The organism is Paenibacillus antri (assembly GCF_005765165.1).
GTDB lineage: Bacteria > Bacillota > Bacilli > Paenibacillales > YIM-B00363 > Paenibacillus_AE > Paenibacillus_AE antri.
This window is the reverse complement of record NZ_VCIW01000014.1, coordinates 38962-55719: the sequence shown is the minus strand read 5'-3', so window position 1 is coordinate 55719 and position 16758 is coordinate 38962. Positions and strand designations below refer to the sequence as shown.

Here is a 16758-nt window from a genome sequence, read left to right as displayed (position 1 = left end):
GCTTCCTTGCCGACGAAGCTTGTCCTATGTTTATCGGACGAAGACGTCCGCTCGATTAGCGCGGCCGGCGGGAAACTTTATCCAGGTTGTCCAGCATGATGCCCGTTCCCTTGACGACGCAATGCATCGGGTCTTCCGCGATCAACACCGGCACCCGAAGCTCGTCCATCATCAATTGATCGAGGCCGTGCAGCATCGCGCCGCCGCCGGTCAAGATGACGCCGCGGTCGATGATGTCCGCGGACAGCTCCGGCGGGGTCCGCTCCAGCACCGTCTTCGCGGAAGCGACGATCGAAGCGACCGGCTCCCACAGCGCTTCGCGCACTTCCCGGGATTGAATCGTAATGGTGAGCGGCAGGCCGCTCACCATGTCTCGGCCGCGAATGTCGATTTCCTCTTGGCGCCCGTGCGGATCGACCGATCCGATCTTCACCTTGATGTCCTCGCTCGTCCGTTCGCCGATCAACAGCTTGTACTTATCCTTGATATATTTCATGATGGCGGAGTCGAACTTGTCGCCTGCGACCTTGATCGAAGACGCCGTCACGATGTCGCCCATCGACAAGACGGCCACGTCGGTCGTGCCGCCGCCGATGTCGACCACCATGTTACCGCTAGGCTGGAAGATGTCCATGCCCGCGCCGACCGCCGCCGCTTTCGGTTCTTCCTCCAAAAATACTTCCTTCGCCCCGCTGCGCTCCGCAGCCTCCTGTATCGCTTTCTTTTCTACGGAGGTGATGTTGGTCGGTGCGCAAATCAAAATCCGAGGGTGGCTGTACCACCGCTTGCCGCCCACTCGGCTGATGAAGTGCTTCAACATCATCTCCGTAATTTCGAAGTCCGCGATTACGCCGTCCTTCAGGGGGCGCACCGCGACGATATTGCCAGGGGTCCGACCGACCATTCGCCTTGCTTCCTCGCCCACGGCAAGAACTCGTTTCGTCTCGCTTTCGATCGCGACGACGGAAGGTTCGTCAAGGACGACGCCGCGTCCCTTAACGTGAATGAGAACGTTGGCCGTCCCCAGGTCAATACCGATATCTTTGCCAAACATCCAAGAATCCTCCTCACGGCGTTCCCGCCGAAGAGGGCGGGCCGAACAACCGATGCACCATATTAAGCACGTTAACTATAAGATAATTCGCTGTAAAAAGGCAAAATCCTCTTTTGGGAGAAGGGAAATCTTAGATACTCGGTGCCGGAGCGAACGTTCTTACGGGCGCTAAGAACGTCCGGACAAGACGGGAGCGGGCTTCGACTTCGTCTTCTTGTATTTAATCTTCGTTGCTTCGCCGCCGCGCAGGTGGCGGATGGACTTGTGATACTCCAGGATGGTCTTCACTTGATTGGCCAATTCCGGATTGATTTCCGGCAGCCGCTCGGTGAGATCCTTGTGCACCGTGCTCTTCGACACGCCGAATTCTTTCGCGATCGTGCGAACCGTATTCTTCGTTTCCACAATGCTGCGCCCGATTTTAATCGTTCGCTCCTTAATGTAATCGTGCACACCCCTCGCCTCCCTGTGATCGAGATGTTTGGTACAGTATATTGAGGGGTAGACGCACTTATTCTTTGTAGCCAAGCCTGACGAGCCTTTTCTGACGATATATTTTCACACTTTCCCGCTTGCCGCTCGCTTGCCGACCGCCTCGCGCCCGCCTGCCGCCCCGGATCGGGCCGCCTCGGCGCGCGAAAAAAGCGCGGCGTCGTCTCCGACACCGCGCTCAGCCGAGCTTATTGCTCGATGTAATCCTCCGGATTGACCGGCTGTTTGTTTTCCCAAATTTCGAAATGCACATGGTTGCCGAGATCCTTCTCGAGCTCGTTGCGCCCCGACTTCGCGATCATGTCGCCCTTCTTGACTTCGTCGCCTTGCGCGACCTGCACCGACTCGACGCTGGAGTAAATCGTGCTCAGACCGTTCGCGTGCGTGATTTCGATCAGATGACCGACGACCGGCACTTGCTCGACGCGGGTGACCGTGCCGCTCATCGCCGCCAAGACGTCGAACGCTTCGTTGTTCGGGCTGGCGAGGTCGATCCCGTAATGAGGCGTGAACGTGTCGCCGTACTCGACCATCGCCGCTTGGTTGTCTTCGTTCGTGTTGTTGACGTCGAAGAAGCCCAAGATCACTTCCAAGCTGTTATGGTCTTGCACCGGCCATCCGAGCGTCTCCGCTTCAGCCGTGACCGCGACCGCGTCCGGACCTTGCTCTTCGCCGGTCACGTCGCCGGTGACGGAGAGGTTCAAGTCGGTCTCGTCGACCGGAGTCGAGGCGTTGTCTTGATACGCCCACATCAGGGTTAGGATGATTGCCGCAGCTGCGATGTAAGTAGCCGGGAACACCCATTTCTTGCCGAGCAGCCGTTTCCCTACCGAACCCGACGCTCTTGGCCCTTCGACAGGACGGGAAGTGTGATTTTGCTCCCCCTGCGAAGATTGAATCTTGTTTTCTTCTTTCATATCTATCACCTCAGTAGCCAGTGTTGCCAGCGTAGACTCTTTTATACGTGGCCCTGCTAAGGTGATAGAAAAAAATTTTACGCTTTTGCTAGAACGTTCCGGAGCGGCTCGAGCCGCACCCCTTGATAGTAATGGAGCAGAATTTCCTCCGCCGACCGCCCTTCCTTCGCCATGCCGTTCGCGCCCCATTGGCTCATGCCGACGCCGTGTCCGTACCCTTCTGTTCGGAACGTGATGCGGCCGTCCGCGGTCGACCACGTGAAATCCGTCGAGGCCAGTCCCAGCTTCTCGCGTACGTCCCGCCCCGCGAACGACGTCCCCGCGATCCGAACGGAGAGGATGCGGCCGCTGTCCGAGGTGCGCTCGACGACGAGCTCCGGCGCCATGTTCGATGCCTTCATTCCTAGTTTCGTATAGAAGTCCTTATAGGCGAAGGACGCTTCCCGTTCGTAATTCGGCGCATACCGTTCGTCCCAGGGCGATTCTACGCTTCGCAAATACGGAATCGCCGCCTGCCAATACAACTCGGAATTTTCCGTAAACCCGTTGCTGGTAGAAAAGAACGTCGCTTCGATCGGCTCCCCCTCGTAGGTTAGCACAAGTCCTTCGGTGTCGTTCACCGCCCGCGTCAATTTGTCGAGGTTCTGGGCGTACTTGAAAAACCCCCACCGCTCGCGAAGCTCTTCTTCCGTCGCGTACGCTTGATGCGCCACGGTGTCCGTCACGAGCGCGCCCGCGGCGTCGGGCGGCAGCCCCGACGTCTCCCCCGACGCCAACCGACGGGCCAAATACGTCCGCGCCGCGATCGCCTGCGCCTTGAGCGCCTCCAGTTCGAAGTCCGCCGGCATCTCCGCCGCAAGCACGCCGCGAACGTACGCTTCGAGCGGCACGGACACCGTCTCCTTTCGGTCCGTCAAATATACCGGCACCATGATTTGCTGTTCCTGCGCGACCAACTCTTCTTTGGGCTGCAACGGGAGCAGCTGCGTCGGCTCCCACGCCTCGAACCGATTTACTAGAATGCTGGGAATGAGGAAAACGACGGCCATGAACGACGCGACGCCCGCCGCTCCGATCATGAGATTTCGTCGCGTTCGCCGCGAACGACGATGTTTGCTGCGCATGCTTCTAGCCTCCCGTTCGTTACGCTACTATTCTATGAACGAGCGGCCGTTGGTAGAACGCCGAAGCGCCGGAAAAGACGCAAAAAAGCGAGCCCGGGGGCTCGCTTCGATTTCTAAAAATTTCGGTTAGCTGTCGGATGCCGTCGTTACGCCATGGAAGGCGATACGTGCGTGGAGAAGAACGTCAAGCCTTGCTCCTGCTCTTCCTCGACGAGGGCCCCCGCGACCACGCGTTCCACGTCGGCCCCGAGTCGGCGAAGCTTGCCCGCGATGTCCACGTAGCCTCGATCCAGATGATGCAGCCCCGTCACTTCCGTCTCTCCGTCCGCGGCGAGCGCGGCGAGAATGAGCGCCGCGCCGGCCCGCAGGTCGGTCGCGCACACCTTCGCGCCCTTCAGGGCGGCGTTGCCCTTGATGACCGCCGAGCGCCCGTCTACCTTGATTTGCGCGTTCATGCTCTTGAATTCGTCGACGTGCATGAAGCGGTTCTCGAACACGGTCTCCGTAATGATGCTCGTACCGTCCGATATGAGCAAGAGCGCCATCATCTGCGCTTGCATATCGGTCGGGAAGCCGGGATACGGCAGCGTCTTAATGTCGACCGCTTTCAGGTTGCCGCCGGGGCGGACGCGAATGCCGTTCTCGTCCTCTTCGATGGCGACGCCCATCTCCTGCAGCTTCGAGATGACCGGCGTCAAGTGATCCGCGATGGCCCCTTCGATATAGACGTCGCTCTTCGTGATGGCCGCCGCGATCATGTACGTTCCCGCTTCCACGCGATCCGGAATGACCGTATGGCGAACGCCCACGAGCTTGTCGACGCCTTCGATGCGGATGATGCCGGTGCCGGCGCCGCGAACCTTCGCGCCCATCGCGTTCATGAAGTTGGCGAGGTCTACAATCTCCGGCTCTTTCGCCGCGTTCTCGATCGTCGTCACGCCGTCGGCGAGCGCTGCCGCCATCATGATGTTCTCCGTCGCGCCGACGCTGGCGACGTCCAAATAAATCTTAGCGCCTTGCAGCTTCCGGCCGTTCGTCCGCGCTTCGATGTAGCCTTGGCCGATCTCGATCTCGGCGCCCATCGCCTCGAAGCCCTTCAGATGCTGATCGATCGGACGGGTCCCGATGGCGCAGCCGCCGGGAAGCGCGATGCGCGCATAGCCCGTGCGGGCGAGCAGCGGCCCCATCACGAGGAAGGAGGCTCTCATTTTCCGAACCAGCTCGTACGGCGCTTCGCTCTTCTCCAGCTGCGACGCGGTTATGTAAATCGTTTCGTCTTTGTAGCGAATGTTGACTCCAAGGGCGTGCAGCACTTGGCTAATCGTGATGACATCGTCCAGAGGCGGCGCTTCATGAATGCGGCACTCGCCTTCCGATGCCAAAATCGAGGCAGCGATAATCGGCAATACGGCGTTCTTCGCGCCGCTTACTTTCACTTTGCCCTGAAGACGATTGCCCCCGCGGATCAAAATTTTGTCCATACGTTCGTTCCCTCCGCGCTTTCCGCTCTGTAGAAATCGTAAATGCCGAAAATTATCGTAATCCATGACAAATTTCGACGTGTTTCTGCACGCTGCTTTCCAGTGTAGCACCAGCCAACGTCCGAAACAACTGTTAAGTTTCTACAGTATTCGAAAGGGTCTTTCGATTTATGACGGTTGTACTACTCATTGTTAACAAACTGTTCCTATCCTATTCCGTCGGGAGCGAAAACCGCCTCTTCAGGGGGGCGACCAACCGATATAAGAGAAGACGAACGCCGAGCATTGATGGCCCAGCACGATCGCCAGCAGCAGATGCAGCAGCTTCGCCTGCCGGCTGCCGGGAGCGCTGACGAACCTCTCGAATTTGAGGCCCGACAGCGCCCACCAGGCGACGGCGACGCAGACGAGCAAGACAATCATGCGCAGCATGACGAGACTAAGAATCGAATCCATCGAGCCAGCCCCTCTCGTGTTCCGTTATTTCAGAAGATGCGCGAGCAGCGTCGCGAATTCGGCGCGGGTCGCTCGGCCGTTCGGCCGGAACGTGCCGTCTTTAAAGCCCTGCAGCTTCCCGCCGTCGACGAACGCGTAGATGTACGAAGCCGCCCAATGATCCCGCGACACGTCCGTGAAGGCGGACCTCGAAGACGATTTCCCGGCCGTGCCCGACGCCAGCGCCGCCATGACCGTCATCTCGGCGCGCGTCACCGGATCGTTCGGCCGGAACGTGCCGTCCGGATACCCTTGAATGACGCCTCTCGCCGCGGCCGCCGCCACGGCATCCTTCGCCCAGTGCGTTCCTGCGACGTCCGGGAACGCGCGCGCCGATGCGCTCGGCTTCAAGGCATAGGCTCTCGCGATGAAAGCGGCCGCCTCGGCTCTCGTCAACGTGCCGTTCGGGTCGAAGCGGTAATCGTCGTATCCCTTAACGATGCCCTTCTCCACCAACTCTTGCACGCTGTCCCGCGCCCAATGCTCGTCGATGTCGGTGAAGCCCGCCACGAGCGGCGCTCTACGGTACGCGACGCCGTACTGTCTGTCTTGATACGCGGCGTCCGTCATTAACCGAATGTAATAGACGCCTGCATCCAACTCATGCGTCAGCTTCATGGACGTCGTGCCGAACGGGCTCGTGCGGCCGTACTTTTGCTGGGTGCCGGAGGTGAATAGCGTGTAATACATGTAGCGGTCAAGCGGAATGTCGGTAATTTCGATCGTCACCAAGCTTTTGCGGCTGATTCGAATTTGGAACCAGTCCTCGTCCTTCGCCGAATCGAATACGCCCCGGTACGTCCGGTCCGGCGCCATCGTCGTCGCTTGGTACGAGCGGTCGTTCGGCTCGAAGTCGTCGAAGAACTTCTTCTCGAACTTGACCGTCAGCGTGTACTCCCCGGCGACGGGCAGCGGGAACAACGCTTTGACGTTTCTCACTCGAAAATAATAGGTTCCGGGCTTGACTTCGATGTCCCCGGAATATTCGGGTTCGCCTTCTCCGTGATCGTCGAACGTCTTCCCCACGGATTCGCCGTCGCGCACGACGTACAGCTCCGGGTCGATTCGCCACGTATCCGTCTCGAGCCGCAGCGAGAGCGTCCCCGGCGAATCGAACTTCATCGAGAACCAATCTTGATCGTCGATCTTGCTGAACGTACCTTCTACGACGTTCAACGCCTTCGTCGGCAATCGGTACGATTGGTACGCTTTGTCGTTCGGTTCGTACGGATCCGAATAAATATGGAAATCGGTTTCGATGCGGTACGGCGTCGGACCGGCTCCCGCGTCGGACTTCAACCGAAGCATCGCGTACAGCCGTTCGCCGTCCGGGGACGGCAGACGGGCTTCCTTGCCGCCCGACAGGTCGAACGTCTTCGACGAGCCCCCGCCTTGATCGAGCACGAGCTCGGCGGCGACCGACCGGCCGTCCCAGCCCTTCACGCGGACGCTGACTTCCCCTTGATACGGCGGGTCGAAGGCGAACCAATCGACGTCGCTCTTCGAAGCGAACTCCCCGCGAACGACCGTCGAGACCGACGTCGGCTTCACTTGATCCTTGCGGTCGTTCGGCTCATGCATATCCGGCTTCGGCTGGATCGATATCGCCGCATCCGTGCGCAGCAAGCCGTAGCCGGTACGCGCGTTCCAGCCCGCGTCGAGCGGCAGCGCCGATTGCCGCAGCCGCTCGCGCACGTCGCCGGGCGTCAGCTCGGGATCGAGCCCCAGCATGAGCGCGACCGTCCCCGCCACCTGCGGCGCCGCCATGGAGGTGCCCTCTTTCGAGACGTAGCCGCCCCCGCTGCCGGTCGTAAATACGAACCACGGCGCGATCAGATCGACCTCGGGACCGAAGTTGGACAATGGCTTATATTCGTTGGTCACCGACGCGCCGCCGACGGCGACGACGGTCGGATACGCCGCAGGGTAACGCACCGTCTTCCCTTCGTTGCCGGTCGCCGCGACGAGCACGACGCCCTTGCTCTCGGCGTAAGCGACGATCTCCGCCAGATAAGGCGAGTACAAGTGAAGTCCGAGCGAAAGCACGACGATGTCGGCCCCGTTGTCCACGGCATATCGGATCCCTTGGCCGAGCTGCTCTTCGTCGCCCTTGCCGTTAGCGCCGACCGCTTTAATCGGCATGATCCGCGCGTTCGGCGCGATGCCGGCGATGCCTTGCCCGTTGCCGGTCACGGCCGCGATCACGCCGGCGACCGCGGTGCCGTGCCCGTTGTCGTCCTGCGGCGCCTGCTTCGAATGAAGGATGTTCGTTCCGTCGACGAGCCGCCCCGCTAAGTCGGGATGCTTCAAGTCCACGCCCGTGTCGACGACCGCGACGGTTACGTCGGCGAGCGTCTTCCCGCTCGCCTCGATCGCTTCCCATGCGGCGGGCACGCCCGTCTGTTCCAAATATCGTTGTTTATTGTAATGCGGATCGTTCGGCGCTTCGGCCGCCGCCGCCGTAGGCGTCAACGCGCCGATCGCCGTTACGGCCGCCATCAACGCCGCCGCAAGCCACGATGTGAGAGCGAATGGTAGGTTCATTTTCATTCCCCGCTTTACAAAGCCCATGCAGTAGAATTCCATAACTATATACTATTCGCCGTTCGCTCCCTAAACCCTGCCCTGCCTTCATGTTCGGTAAATTGTAACAGAAATAAAAAAACTTGCTCCGAAGCAGATTTCTCTGCGATCGAAGCAAGTCTCTAGGTCTAGCAATCTTGTCATCCGCTTACGCGAAGAAGTCCGTGGAGAACCGGAACAGCCGCTCCAGTCCGTTCAGCACCGGCCCCGGGAAGAAGCCCAAGAGCACGCCGGCCGCCGCCGACATCCACAGCGCGACGCCGAGCGCCGGGGTCACCCGAATCGGCGATTCTTCGGAGCCCGATCGCATGAACATCTGGCGGATGAGGCCGAAGTAATAATAGAACGACACGACGCTGGTGACGATCATGACGAGCGCCAGCCAGAACAGCTTCATCTCGACCGCGCCGAGCAGGATGAACAGCTTGCCGAAAAATCCGCCCGTCACCGGAATGCCGGCGAGCGAGAGCACGATGAGCACGATCGCGAACGCCGTCGCCGGCGCCCGGTGATATAACCCGGCGAAGCCGCGCATATCGTCGTGACCCGACGCCCGAGAGACGATCGCAAGCGCCGCGAACGCCCCCATGTTCATGAATAGGTAAGCGATCATATAATAGACGAGCTCCGCATACCCGCTCACGTGGAACAAGCCGACTTGCGCCACGATCGGCACGAGCAGATAGCCCGCGTTCGCCACGCCGGACAGCGCGAGCAGCCTCTTAACGTTTTGCTGGCGAAGCGCCATCGCATTGCCGACGATCATCGCGGCCGCCGCGAGTACGGCGAGCGTCAAGAACACGTCGTCATGGAGCGGATACTTCGCCGAACCGACTTGGAAGAAGCCGGTATAGAACAACCGGAACAGCAGCGCGAACCCGGCCGCCTTCGACACGACGGCCAGATAGGCCGCGACCGGCGTCGCCGCGCCTTGGTACACGTCCGGCGCCCAGGAATGGAACGGCGCCGCCGCGATCTTGAAGCCGATTCCGGTCAGCATCAAGAAGAAGGCGACATAGAGCAGCGCCGCGAACTGATCGATTCCGCTTTCGCGGAGCGCCGCGTTGATTTCCAACAAGTTCGTCGATCCGGTCAAGCCGTACAAGAACGACATGCCGTACAAGATGAACGCGGACGAAATCCCGCCCATGACGATGTACTTGAACGCTCCTTCGCTGGAGACGGATACGCGCTTGCGCATGCCGACCATCACGTAGGTCGTAATGCTGAGCAGCTCCAGTCCGACGAACAACATGATCAGATCGGCCGACGAAGCGACGACCATCGCTCCGAGCGTAGCCGGCAAATAAAAGTAGTAATACTCGCCGATGTCTTCGCCGCCGAGATCTTCCTTCTTCATCCCGAGGCTGATCAGTACGGCGATCGCCGTGCCGGCCAGGAACAACAGCTTCAGCACCAAGGCGAAGTCGTCCACGCGGTACGATTGGTTCAGCAGCGAGACCGGCTGGTCGACGCCGAGCTGAAGCGCGACGAACGCGGCGGACCCGGCGAGCGCGACGATCGTCAGCCAGCCGATCGCCGAACGGTTGAAGCTTCGCGGCATGAGAAGGTCCACCAGCGAGAAGACGACCGCCGCGATCACGAGCGTCAGCTCCGGCGCCAGGAAAGCGAGGTCCGATACTTGCAGTCGTAATAATGTGTCCGGTGACATCGATTAACCTCCCCCGTTCGCTTCGGAGCCCGTGAGCAGTTGCTCGAGGCCGCCGATCGTCGTTTGCAGCGGCTCGCTCAAGACCGCGGGATAGATGCCGATCAAGAAGATGAACGCCGCCAAGGCGATCATCGGCACCGCCTCGACCCAACGCGCGTCCTTATACGTTAAAGACGCTTCGGTAGCCGCGCCGAACGTTATGCCGAGCACCCCTCGCAGGACGTAGACGGCGGCCAAGATGATGCCGAGGCAGCCGACGGCCGTAACGATCGGCATCTCGTCGAACAACGAGAGGAACGCCAAGAACTCGCTGACGAAGCCGGACAAGCCGGGCAGCCCGAGCGACGCCATGCCCGCCACGAGCAGCATGCCGCTCATGAACGGCATCGACTTGGCGAAGCCCCCCATCGAGGACAGCAGCGTCGACGACGTCCGTTCGTAGAGGCTTCCGACGATGAGGAACATCAGCGCCGAGATGAGACCGTGCGAGATCATCTGGAAGACGGCGCCCTGCACGCCGATGCCGTTCATCGCCGCGACGGCCAGCAGCACGATGCCCATATGGCTGATCGAAGAGTATGCCAGGACGAGCTTAAATTCCTTCTGCACGAAGGCGAGCGCCGCTCCGTACAGGATGTTCACCACGCCGAGGATCGCGATCAGGACCGCCCATTGCTTCGCTTCGTTCGGGAACAGGAAGACGCCGAATTTCAGCAAGCCGTACGCTCCCATCTTCAGCAATACGCCGGAGTGAATCATGACGATCGACGGCGGCGCTTCCGTGTGCACGCGAAGCATCCACGTATGGAACGGGAAGATCGGCAGCTTGATGCCGAACGCGATCAGCAGCAGGAAGAACACGAACGTTCGATTCCCTTCCGTTAAGAAGAACGGGTTCGGGAAGTTTTGCGCGAATTCCGGCCCCATGTTCGAGAAGGATGCGGCGTCGTGCATGTTTTTGAAAATGACGTCGTAGCTTCCGGAATAGATGAAGGAAGCTCCGTCGACCGACATGCCGGCCGTCGCGATCAAGATCAGGAACGCGACCAGCATAAGCGCCGAACCCAATCCGTTGTAAACGAGAAACCGATTCGCCGCCTTTTCCCTCTCGTACAGCCCGTAAATTCCGATTAAGAAAAACATCGGGACGAGCGTAATTTCGAAGAAGAGGAAGAAGAGAAACAAATCTCTCGCGAGAAAGACGCCGAGCATCCCCGTCTCCAATAACAGAAACAAGATGAAATACGTCTTGAACCGCTTCTTGATATGAACGGAAGCGAACGCGGCCATCGTCGCCACGAACGCCGTCAGGAACACGAGCGGCAGCGAGATGCCGTCCGCGGCCAACGCGTAATCGAACTGCACTCGATAGGTCTCTACCGAACCGAGCTGCTCCAGCAGCTCGGAATTCAACGAGACGGCGATCCATCGCATCGACTCCGCGAACTGCGTACCTTCGCCCGCGAGATCGAACGACGCGTACAGCCATCCCGCGAGAAGGAGCGGCAGGAACGTCGTTCCGATGCCGATCCATCGGATGAGACGTCCGTTCTCCTTCGGGACGAATAGAAGCGCCAGTACGCCGAGCAACGGTGCGAAGACGATCAGCGATAAGATCGGGATGTTATCCAGCATCTAGAGGAACCTCCTTCCGGCAAGCGCCGCGATGAAGACGAGGCACCCTAACAGCATGATCAAACCGTACGTCTGCATCTGACCGTTTTGCAATCGGGTGCCGACGCGGCCGATTCCGTTCGTCGCCGCCGTCACGAGCTTCACGGCGCCGTCTACCACGTACGTATCGAAGAGATGGAGCAGCTGCCCGATCGCGCGATACGGCGCTGCGATGGCGGCCTGATAAATTTCGTCGATGTAATACTTGTTGCGCAGCACCGCCGGGCCGGTTTCCACGGACGGCTCGACCGCGTTCGGCTTGCGGAAGACGACGTATCCGATCAAGATGCCGGCGATCGCCGCGGCGTTGGACAGGATGATCACGATCCAGTTCGCATGCTCTACGAGCGTCTTGCCCGTAAGCCAACCCGCGAGCCACGGTTCGCCTGGAACGTTGACGAAGCCGGCGACGACGGCGAGCACAGCCAGCACGACGAGCGGCAGCGTCATGACGAGCGGGGACTCGTGCGCGCGTTGATGCGCATGCGGGTCCTTCGCGCGCGATTTCCCGAGAAATACTAGGACGTATAGTCGGGTCATGTAAAACGCCGTGAAGAATGCGGCGAGCAATCCGACCGCGAACAGAACCGTATGCCCATGGTGCAGCGTCTCCGAGAGAATCGCGTCCTTCGACCAGAAGCCCGCGAACGGAACGAGGCCCGACAGCGCCAGCGTGCCGATCGCGAAGGTGACGGCAGTGATCTTCATTTTCCCGAATAGTCCGCCCATCTCGCGAATGTCCTGGTTATGTACGCCATGAATGACGCTGCCTGCCCCAAGGAACAAGAGCGCCTTGAAGAACGCGTGCGTGAACAGATGGAAGATCCCCGCCGCCATTCCCAAATCCGAGCCCATGCCGAGCGCCAGCATCATGTATCCGAGCTGGCTGACGGTCGAATACGCGAGCACCCGCTTAATATCGTTCTGGGCGACGGCGATCGTCGCCGCGAACAACGCGGTGAACGCGCCGACGTACGCGACGACCTCCAGCGCGGCCGAGGACGCGAGGAAGATGTCGTACGTGCGAGCGACGAGATAGACGCCCGCCGCGACCATCGTCGCCGCGTGGATGAGCGCCGAGATCGGCGTCGGACCTTCCATCGCGTCGGGAAGCCACGTATGCAGCGGGAACTGACCGGACTTGCCGACAGCGCCGACGAAAATCAACAAGGCGATCCACGTCGCGAGGCCGCCGTCGATTTCGCCGCCCTCGAAGGCGTTATGAATGGAGCTGAAGTCGAGTTGATGCCCCGGCATCGCCCAGAACAGCAGCAGGATGCCGATAAACAGCCCGACGTCGCCGATGCGGGTAACGATGAACGCCTTTTTCGCGGCGGCCTTCGCTTCCGGCTTATAGTACCAGAAACCGATCAGCAGGAACGAACAAGCGCCGACGAGCTCCCAGAAGATGTAGAGCATAACGATGTTCGACGAGAGGACGAGCCCCAGCATCGAAAACGTAAACAGCGACACATACGCGAAAAACGTCGAGATGCGTTCGTCCTCCGCCATGTACCCGAGCGAATACAGATTAACCAATGCGCTGACGAGCGTCACGACGACGAGCATCAGCGCGTTCAGGTTCGTCACTTCGAAGCCCATATACAGCGAGAAGCTGCCGATATCGAGCCAACGCCACTCTTCCCACGTATACGCCGCCGCCGAGCCGTCCATCCGTTCGAAGAACACAAGCAGCGCGAGGCCGAGCGATACGAACGCGGCGACGACGCCGATGATCGGGCCGACTTTCCTTGCGCCCTTGCCCAGAGCCGTAAGAATCAAGAAGCTCAGGAGCGGAAAGACCGGAATGAGCCAGGCGTAATTCACGAAAGTATAATCCACTTGTCTTCCCCCTCCTTATCGCTTCATCTCGTTCATGTCTTTCACGTCGCTGGTGCCCCGGTTGCGGAACAGCGCGATCAAGATCGCGACGCCGATCGCCGCCTCCGCGGCCGCTACCGTAATGGTGAACAAGGAGAAAATTTGGCCGGTCAGCGACGGTACGACGCCGTACTTCGATAAGGCGACCAGGTTCAAGTTCACCGCGTTCAGCATCAGCTCGATCGACAGCAGCACGATAACCGCGTTACGCTTCGTCAGCGCCCCGAACAGTCCGATGCAAAACAAGATGGCCGCCAGCGTCAGGTAGGAAGAGGCTAAATCGACCGTCATTGCCCTTCCTCCCTTCTCGCGAGCACGATCGCGCCGATGAAGGCGACGGTGAGCAGCACCGACACGAGCTCGAACGGCAGCACCCGCTCCGTAAAGATGATTTGTCCGATCGCGGCCGTATTGTCGGCGCCGGCGTCGAAGCCCGCGCCGCTCGGAAGCTCTGCGTTCTGAATCGCGAAGAACAAGGCGCCGAACAACGCGACGCAGCCGATCGCCGTTAACGTCTCTTGCGTCGTCCACGGCGACGTTTCCTCGTTTTCCTCATGCTTCGTGAGCATAATGCCGAAGATCATCAGGATCGAGACCGCGCCCGCGTAGATCAAGATTTGCACGAACGCGACGAATTCCGCCTCGAGCAGCACGTACAGGCCGCCCAAGCTCAGGAACGCGAACGCAAGCGAGACGACCATGTGTACGACCTTCGTAAAGCTGATCATAAAGATCGCGCCGCCGATAATGAGCAAGGCGAACACGAAGAAGGCGACCAATTCGCCTGTCAGGAACGACATCTAGCTGGCCCCTCCTTTACCGCCCGGCTGCGGATTTCTCGTATTTTCGCTGCGCACGTTCGTGTTGTTGTCGTTCAGCCATTCCATGTTCTTGAACAGATCGTCCCGGCTGTACGTCGCGAGCTCGAAGTTGTTCGTCATGACGATCGCTTCGGTCGGACATACCTCCGTGCACAGATCGCACAGGATGCAAATTTCGAAGTTGATGTCGTACGTGTCGATGACCTTGCCCTTCTTCTCCGGATCCGGATTCGGCTTGCCGGTCAGCGTAATGCACTCGGTCGGGCAGATGCGGGCGCACTGGTTGCACACGATGCACTTGTCCGGGTCGAAATGCTGCACGCCGCGGAACCGGTCGGGCATGTTCAACGGCACGTCGGGATATGCGTACGTCACTTTCTCTTTCGTGAAGCTCTTGAGCGTGACGCCTAGACCTTTCGCGATCCCTTTCATGGGTACCCCTCCATCCAGCGGTTATTTCAGCAATTCTTTCACGAGCGCGGTAAGGAAGATGTTGACGAGCGCGATCGGCAGCAAGTACTTCCACGCGAGACCCATCAACTGGTCGATCCGAATGCGCGGCATCGTCGCCCGCAGCCAGAACAAGACGAAGACGACCGCCGAAAATTTGAGCAGGAACCAGATCAGTTCCGGGATGAACGTCAGGAACGGCGCCGGCGCGTGCCAGCCGCCCAAGAACAACACCGTCGTCAACGCCGCGATCGCGTAGACGTAGACGTATTCCGCCAGCATGAAAAACGCGAAGCGAAAGCCGCTGTACTCGACGTGATAGCCGGCGACGAGCTCCGATTCCGCCTCCGGCAAGTCGAACGGCGTCCGGTTCAGCTCGGAGATGGCCGCGATGACGAACACGCCGAACGCGATGATTTGCGGGAAGATGTTCCAGTTCCAGATCCAGCCCGCTTGCCCTTCGACGATCGTGCGAAGGTTCAAGCTGCCGGACAGCATGATGACGCCGACCATCGACAGAATGAGCGGCACCTCGTACGAGATCATCTGAGCGGCGGAGCGCATCCCGCCGAGCAGCGAGTATTTATTGTTGGAAGCCCAGCCCCCGAGCACGATGCCGAGCGTCGAGATGCTCGTCAGCGCTCCGTAGTAAAGCAAACCGACGTTCAAGTCCGCCGCGTATAGGTTGCTCGTGTACGGCAGCGTCGCGATGACCGCGAACGACGGCACGAATGCGATCGCCGGCGCCAGGATGAACAACGCCCGGTCCGCCTTCGAAGGGATCGTGTCTTCCTTAATGAGCAGCTTCGTTACGTCGGCGACAGACTGCAGCAAGCCGAACGGTCCCGTACGGTTCGGTCCCGGACGGAGCTGCATGTAGCCGATGACCTTGCGCTCGAAGTAAATCGCGTACGTCACGAAGCCGAGCACGATGAGCAGCATGAGCACGCCCACGGCCAACATGGTGAAAAACCCGGTCCAAGAGAGCGGGTTTTCGAAGTAGGTTTGCATCAGCCATCCACCTCCCCGACGACGATATCGGTCGCTCCTAGAATCGTAACTAAGTTCGTCATCGTCTCGCCGACGAGCAGCTTCGGCAGAATTTGCAGATTTACGAAAGACGGGCGACGGAACTTCAAGCGGAACGGCTTATCCTTCCCGCGGGAGACGAGGTAACAGCCGATCTCGCCCCGAGGCGATTCGATCGCCGAATAAATCTCGCCCTCCGGTGGACGGATGACGCGCGGCACCTTGCCGATGACCGGGCCGTCGCCCGGGAAGCTGTCCAACGCTTGCTCGAGGATCCGAAGGCTCTGCTCGATTTCCGCCAGACGGCACAAGTACCGGTCGTAGCAATCTCCGTTCGTCCCTACCGGAACGTCGAAGTCGAACTTTTCGTATAAGCTGTAAGGTTGATCCTTGCGCAAATCCCACTTCACGCCGGTGCAGCGAAGATTGGCGCCGCTCAGACCGTAGTCGATCGCGGTTTGCGCGTCGTACTTCCCTACGCCTTTGATCCGGGATAAGAAAATTTCGTTGCCGCTGACGAGGTTGTCGTACTCCTTCAGCTTCTCGCGCATGTACGGCACGAAATCGCGCACCTTCTGGAGCCAGCCCTCCGGCGCGTCCCATTTGACGCCGCCGACGCGCATATAAAAGTAAGTCAGCCGCGCGCCGCACAATTCGTTGAACAAATCGATGATCTTCTCTCGATCGCGGAACGCGTACAGGAACGGGCTCATCGCGCCGATGTCGAGCAAATACGTCCCCCACCATACGAGATGGGAAGCGATGCGCTGCAGCTCCATGACGACCAGGCGCAAATATTCCGCCCGTTCCGGAATTTCCAGCTCCATCAGCTTCTCGACCGTATTGCACAATACATAGTTGTTCGTCATCGCCGACACATAGTCCATCCGGTCGGTATACGGGATGATCTGCGTGTAGGTCAGGTTTTCGGCCAGCTTCTCCGTGCCGCGATGCAGATACCCCATCACCGGCATCGCTTCCTTAATGATTTCGCCGTCCAGCTTGACGACGATCCGGAAGACGCCGTGCGTGCTTGGATGCTGCGGGCCTACGTTCAGCAGCAGTTCTTCGGTTCTTAAGGCCAT

At 59.7% G+C, this 16758-nt stretch carries 15 protein-coding genes; all 15 read right to left on the bottom strand.

Going from position 1 to position 16758, the window contains the following annotated elements; all coding sequences use genetic code 11:
* Positions 1–55: 55 nt before the first annotated feature.
* Positions 56–1054 (bottom strand): rod shape-determining protein, encoded by a 999-nt coding sequence (locus tag FE782_RS19460; RefSeq protein WP_138195909.1) that lies wholly within the window; start codon positions 1052–1054, stop codon positions 56–58.
* A gap of 168 nt (positions 1055–1222) precedes the next feature.
* Positions 1223–1507, bottom strand: coding sequence for a sporulation transcriptional regulator SpoIIID (gene spoIIID / locus FE782_RS19455; protein ID WP_138195908.1), 285 nt, complete (start codon positions 1505–1507; stop codon positions 1223–1225).
* 227 nt (positions 1508–1734) lie between these two features.
* Positions 1735–2463, bottom strand: a complete 729-nt coding sequence (locus FE782_RS19450; protein WP_138195907.1) for a M23 family metallopeptidase — start codon at positions 2461–2463, stop codon at positions 1735–1737.
* Between the two features lie 77 nt (positions 2464–2540).
* Positions 2541–3587, bottom strand: a complete 1047-nt coding sequence (gene spoIID, locus FE782_RS19445) for a stage II sporulation protein D (RefSeq protein ID WP_138195906.1) — start codon at positions 3585–3587, stop codon at positions 2541–2543.
* Between the two features lie 146 nt (positions 3588–3733).
* Positions 3734–5068: a UDP-N-acetylglucosamine 1-carboxyvinyltransferase gene (gene murA / locus FE782_RS19440; RefSeq protein ID WP_138195905.1), complete on the bottom strand. Its 1335-nt coding sequence runs from the start codon at positions 5066–5068 to the stop codon at positions 3734–3736.
* 240 nt (positions 5069–5308) lie between these two features.
* Entirely contained in the window at positions 5309–5524 is a 216-nt protein-coding gene (locus FE782_RS19435; protein ID WP_138195904.1) for a DUF1146 family protein, read from the bottom strand.
* A 24-nt stretch (positions 5525–5548) separates the two neighbouring features.
* Positions 5549–8107, bottom strand: coding sequence for a S8 family serine peptidase (locus FE782_RS19430; RefSeq protein WP_158299465.1), 2559 nt, complete (start codon positions 8105–8107; stop codon positions 5549–5551).
* Between the two features lie 187 nt (positions 8108–8294).
* Positions 8295–9818, bottom strand: coding sequence for an NADH-quinone oxidoreductase subunit N (locus FE782_RS19425; protein WP_138195902.1), 1524 nt, complete (start codon positions 9816–9818; stop codon positions 8295–8297).
* A 3-nt stretch (positions 9819–9821) separates the two neighbouring features.
* Entirely contained in the window at positions 9822–11453 is a 1632-nt protein-coding gene (locus FE782_RS19420; protein WP_138195901.1) for a complex I subunit 4 family protein, read from the bottom strand.
* Entirely contained in the window at positions 11454–13334 is a 1881-nt protein-coding gene (gene nuoL / locus FE782_RS19415; protein ID WP_138195900.1) for an NADH-quinone oxidoreductase subunit L, read from the bottom strand.
* Positions 13335–13349: 15 nt separating this feature from the next.
* Positions 13350–13664 (bottom strand): NADH-quinone oxidoreductase subunit NuoK, encoded by a 315-nt coding sequence (gene nuoK, locus FE782_RS19410; RefSeq protein ID WP_138195899.1) that lies wholly within the window; start codon positions 13662–13664, stop codon positions 13350–13352.
* On the bottom strand, positions 13661–14173 hold the full coding sequence (locus FE782_RS19405; protein WP_138195898.1) for an NADH-quinone oxidoreductase subunit J: 513 nt from the start codon (positions 14171–14173) through the stop codon (positions 13661–13663). Before FE782_RS19405 ends, nuoK begins: the two co-directional genes overlap by 4 nt.
* On the bottom strand, positions 14174–14626 hold the full coding sequence (nuoI, locus tag FE782_RS19400) for an NADH-quinone oxidoreductase subunit NuoI (RefSeq protein WP_138195897.1): 453 nt from the start codon (positions 14624–14626) through the stop codon (positions 14174–14176).
* A 21-nt stretch (positions 14627–14647) separates the two neighbouring features.
* Positions 14648–15655: an NADH-quinone oxidoreductase subunit NuoH gene (gene nuoH, locus FE782_RS19395; protein ID WP_138195896.1), complete on the bottom strand. Its 1008-nt coding sequence runs from the start codon at positions 15653–15655 to the stop codon at positions 14648–14650.
* Entirely contained in the window at positions 15655–16758 is a 1104-nt protein-coding gene (locus FE782_RS19390; protein WP_138195895.1) for an NADH-quinone oxidoreductase subunit D, read from the bottom strand. The genes nuoH and FE782_RS19390 overlap by 1 nt, the downstream gene beginning before the upstream one ends.

Coding starts and splice junctions, on each gene's coding strand:
- FE782_RS19460 (WP_138195909.1), bottom strand. CDS start 1,054: ATGTTTGGCAAAGATATCGGTATTGACCTGGGGACGGCCAACGTTCTC.
- FE782_RS19450 (WP_138195907.1), bottom strand. CDS start 2,463: ATGAAAGAAGAAAACAAGATTCAATCTTCGCAGGGGGAGCAAAATCAC.
- spoIID (WP_138195906.1), bottom strand. CDS start 3,587: ATGCGCAGCAAACATCGTCGTTCGCGGCGAACGCGACGAAATCTCATG.
- murA (WP_138195905.1), bottom strand. CDS start 5,068: ATGGACAAAATTTTGATCCGCGGGGGCAATCGTCTTCAGGGCAAAGTG.
- FE782_RS19435 (WP_138195904.1), bottom strand. CDS start 5,524: ATGGATTCGATTCTTAGTCTCGTCATGCTGCGCATGATTGTCTTGCTC.
- FE782_RS19430 (WP_158299465.1), bottom strand. CDS start 8,107: ATGAACCTACCATTCGCTCTCACATCGTGGCTTGCGGCGGCGTTGATG.
- FE782_RS19425 (WP_138195902.1), bottom strand. CDS start 9,818: ATGTCACCGGACACATTATTACGACTGCAAGTATCGGACCTCGCTTTC.
- FE782_RS19420 (WP_138195901.1), bottom strand. CDS start 11,453: ATGCTGGATAACATCCCGATCTTATCGCTGATCGTCTTCGCACCGTTG.
- nuoK (WP_138195899.1), bottom strand. CDS start 13,664: ATGACGGTCGATTTAGCCTCTTCCTACCTGACGCTGGCGGCCATCTTG.
- FE782_RS19405 (WP_138195898.1), bottom strand. CDS start 14,173: ATGTCGTTCCTGACAGGCGAATTGGTCGCCTTCTTCGTGTTCGCCTTG.
- nuoI (WP_138195897.1), bottom strand. CDS start 14,626: ATGAAAGGGATCGCGAAAGGTCTAGGCGTCACGCTCAAGAGCTTCACG.
- nuoH (WP_138195896.1), bottom strand. CDS start 15,655: ATGCAAACCTACTTCGAAAACCCGCTCTCTTGGACCGGGTTTTTCACC.
- FE782_RS19390 (WP_138195895.1), bottom strand. CDS start 16,758: ATGGCCTTAAGAACCGAAGAACTGCTGCTGAACGTAGGCCCGCAGCAT.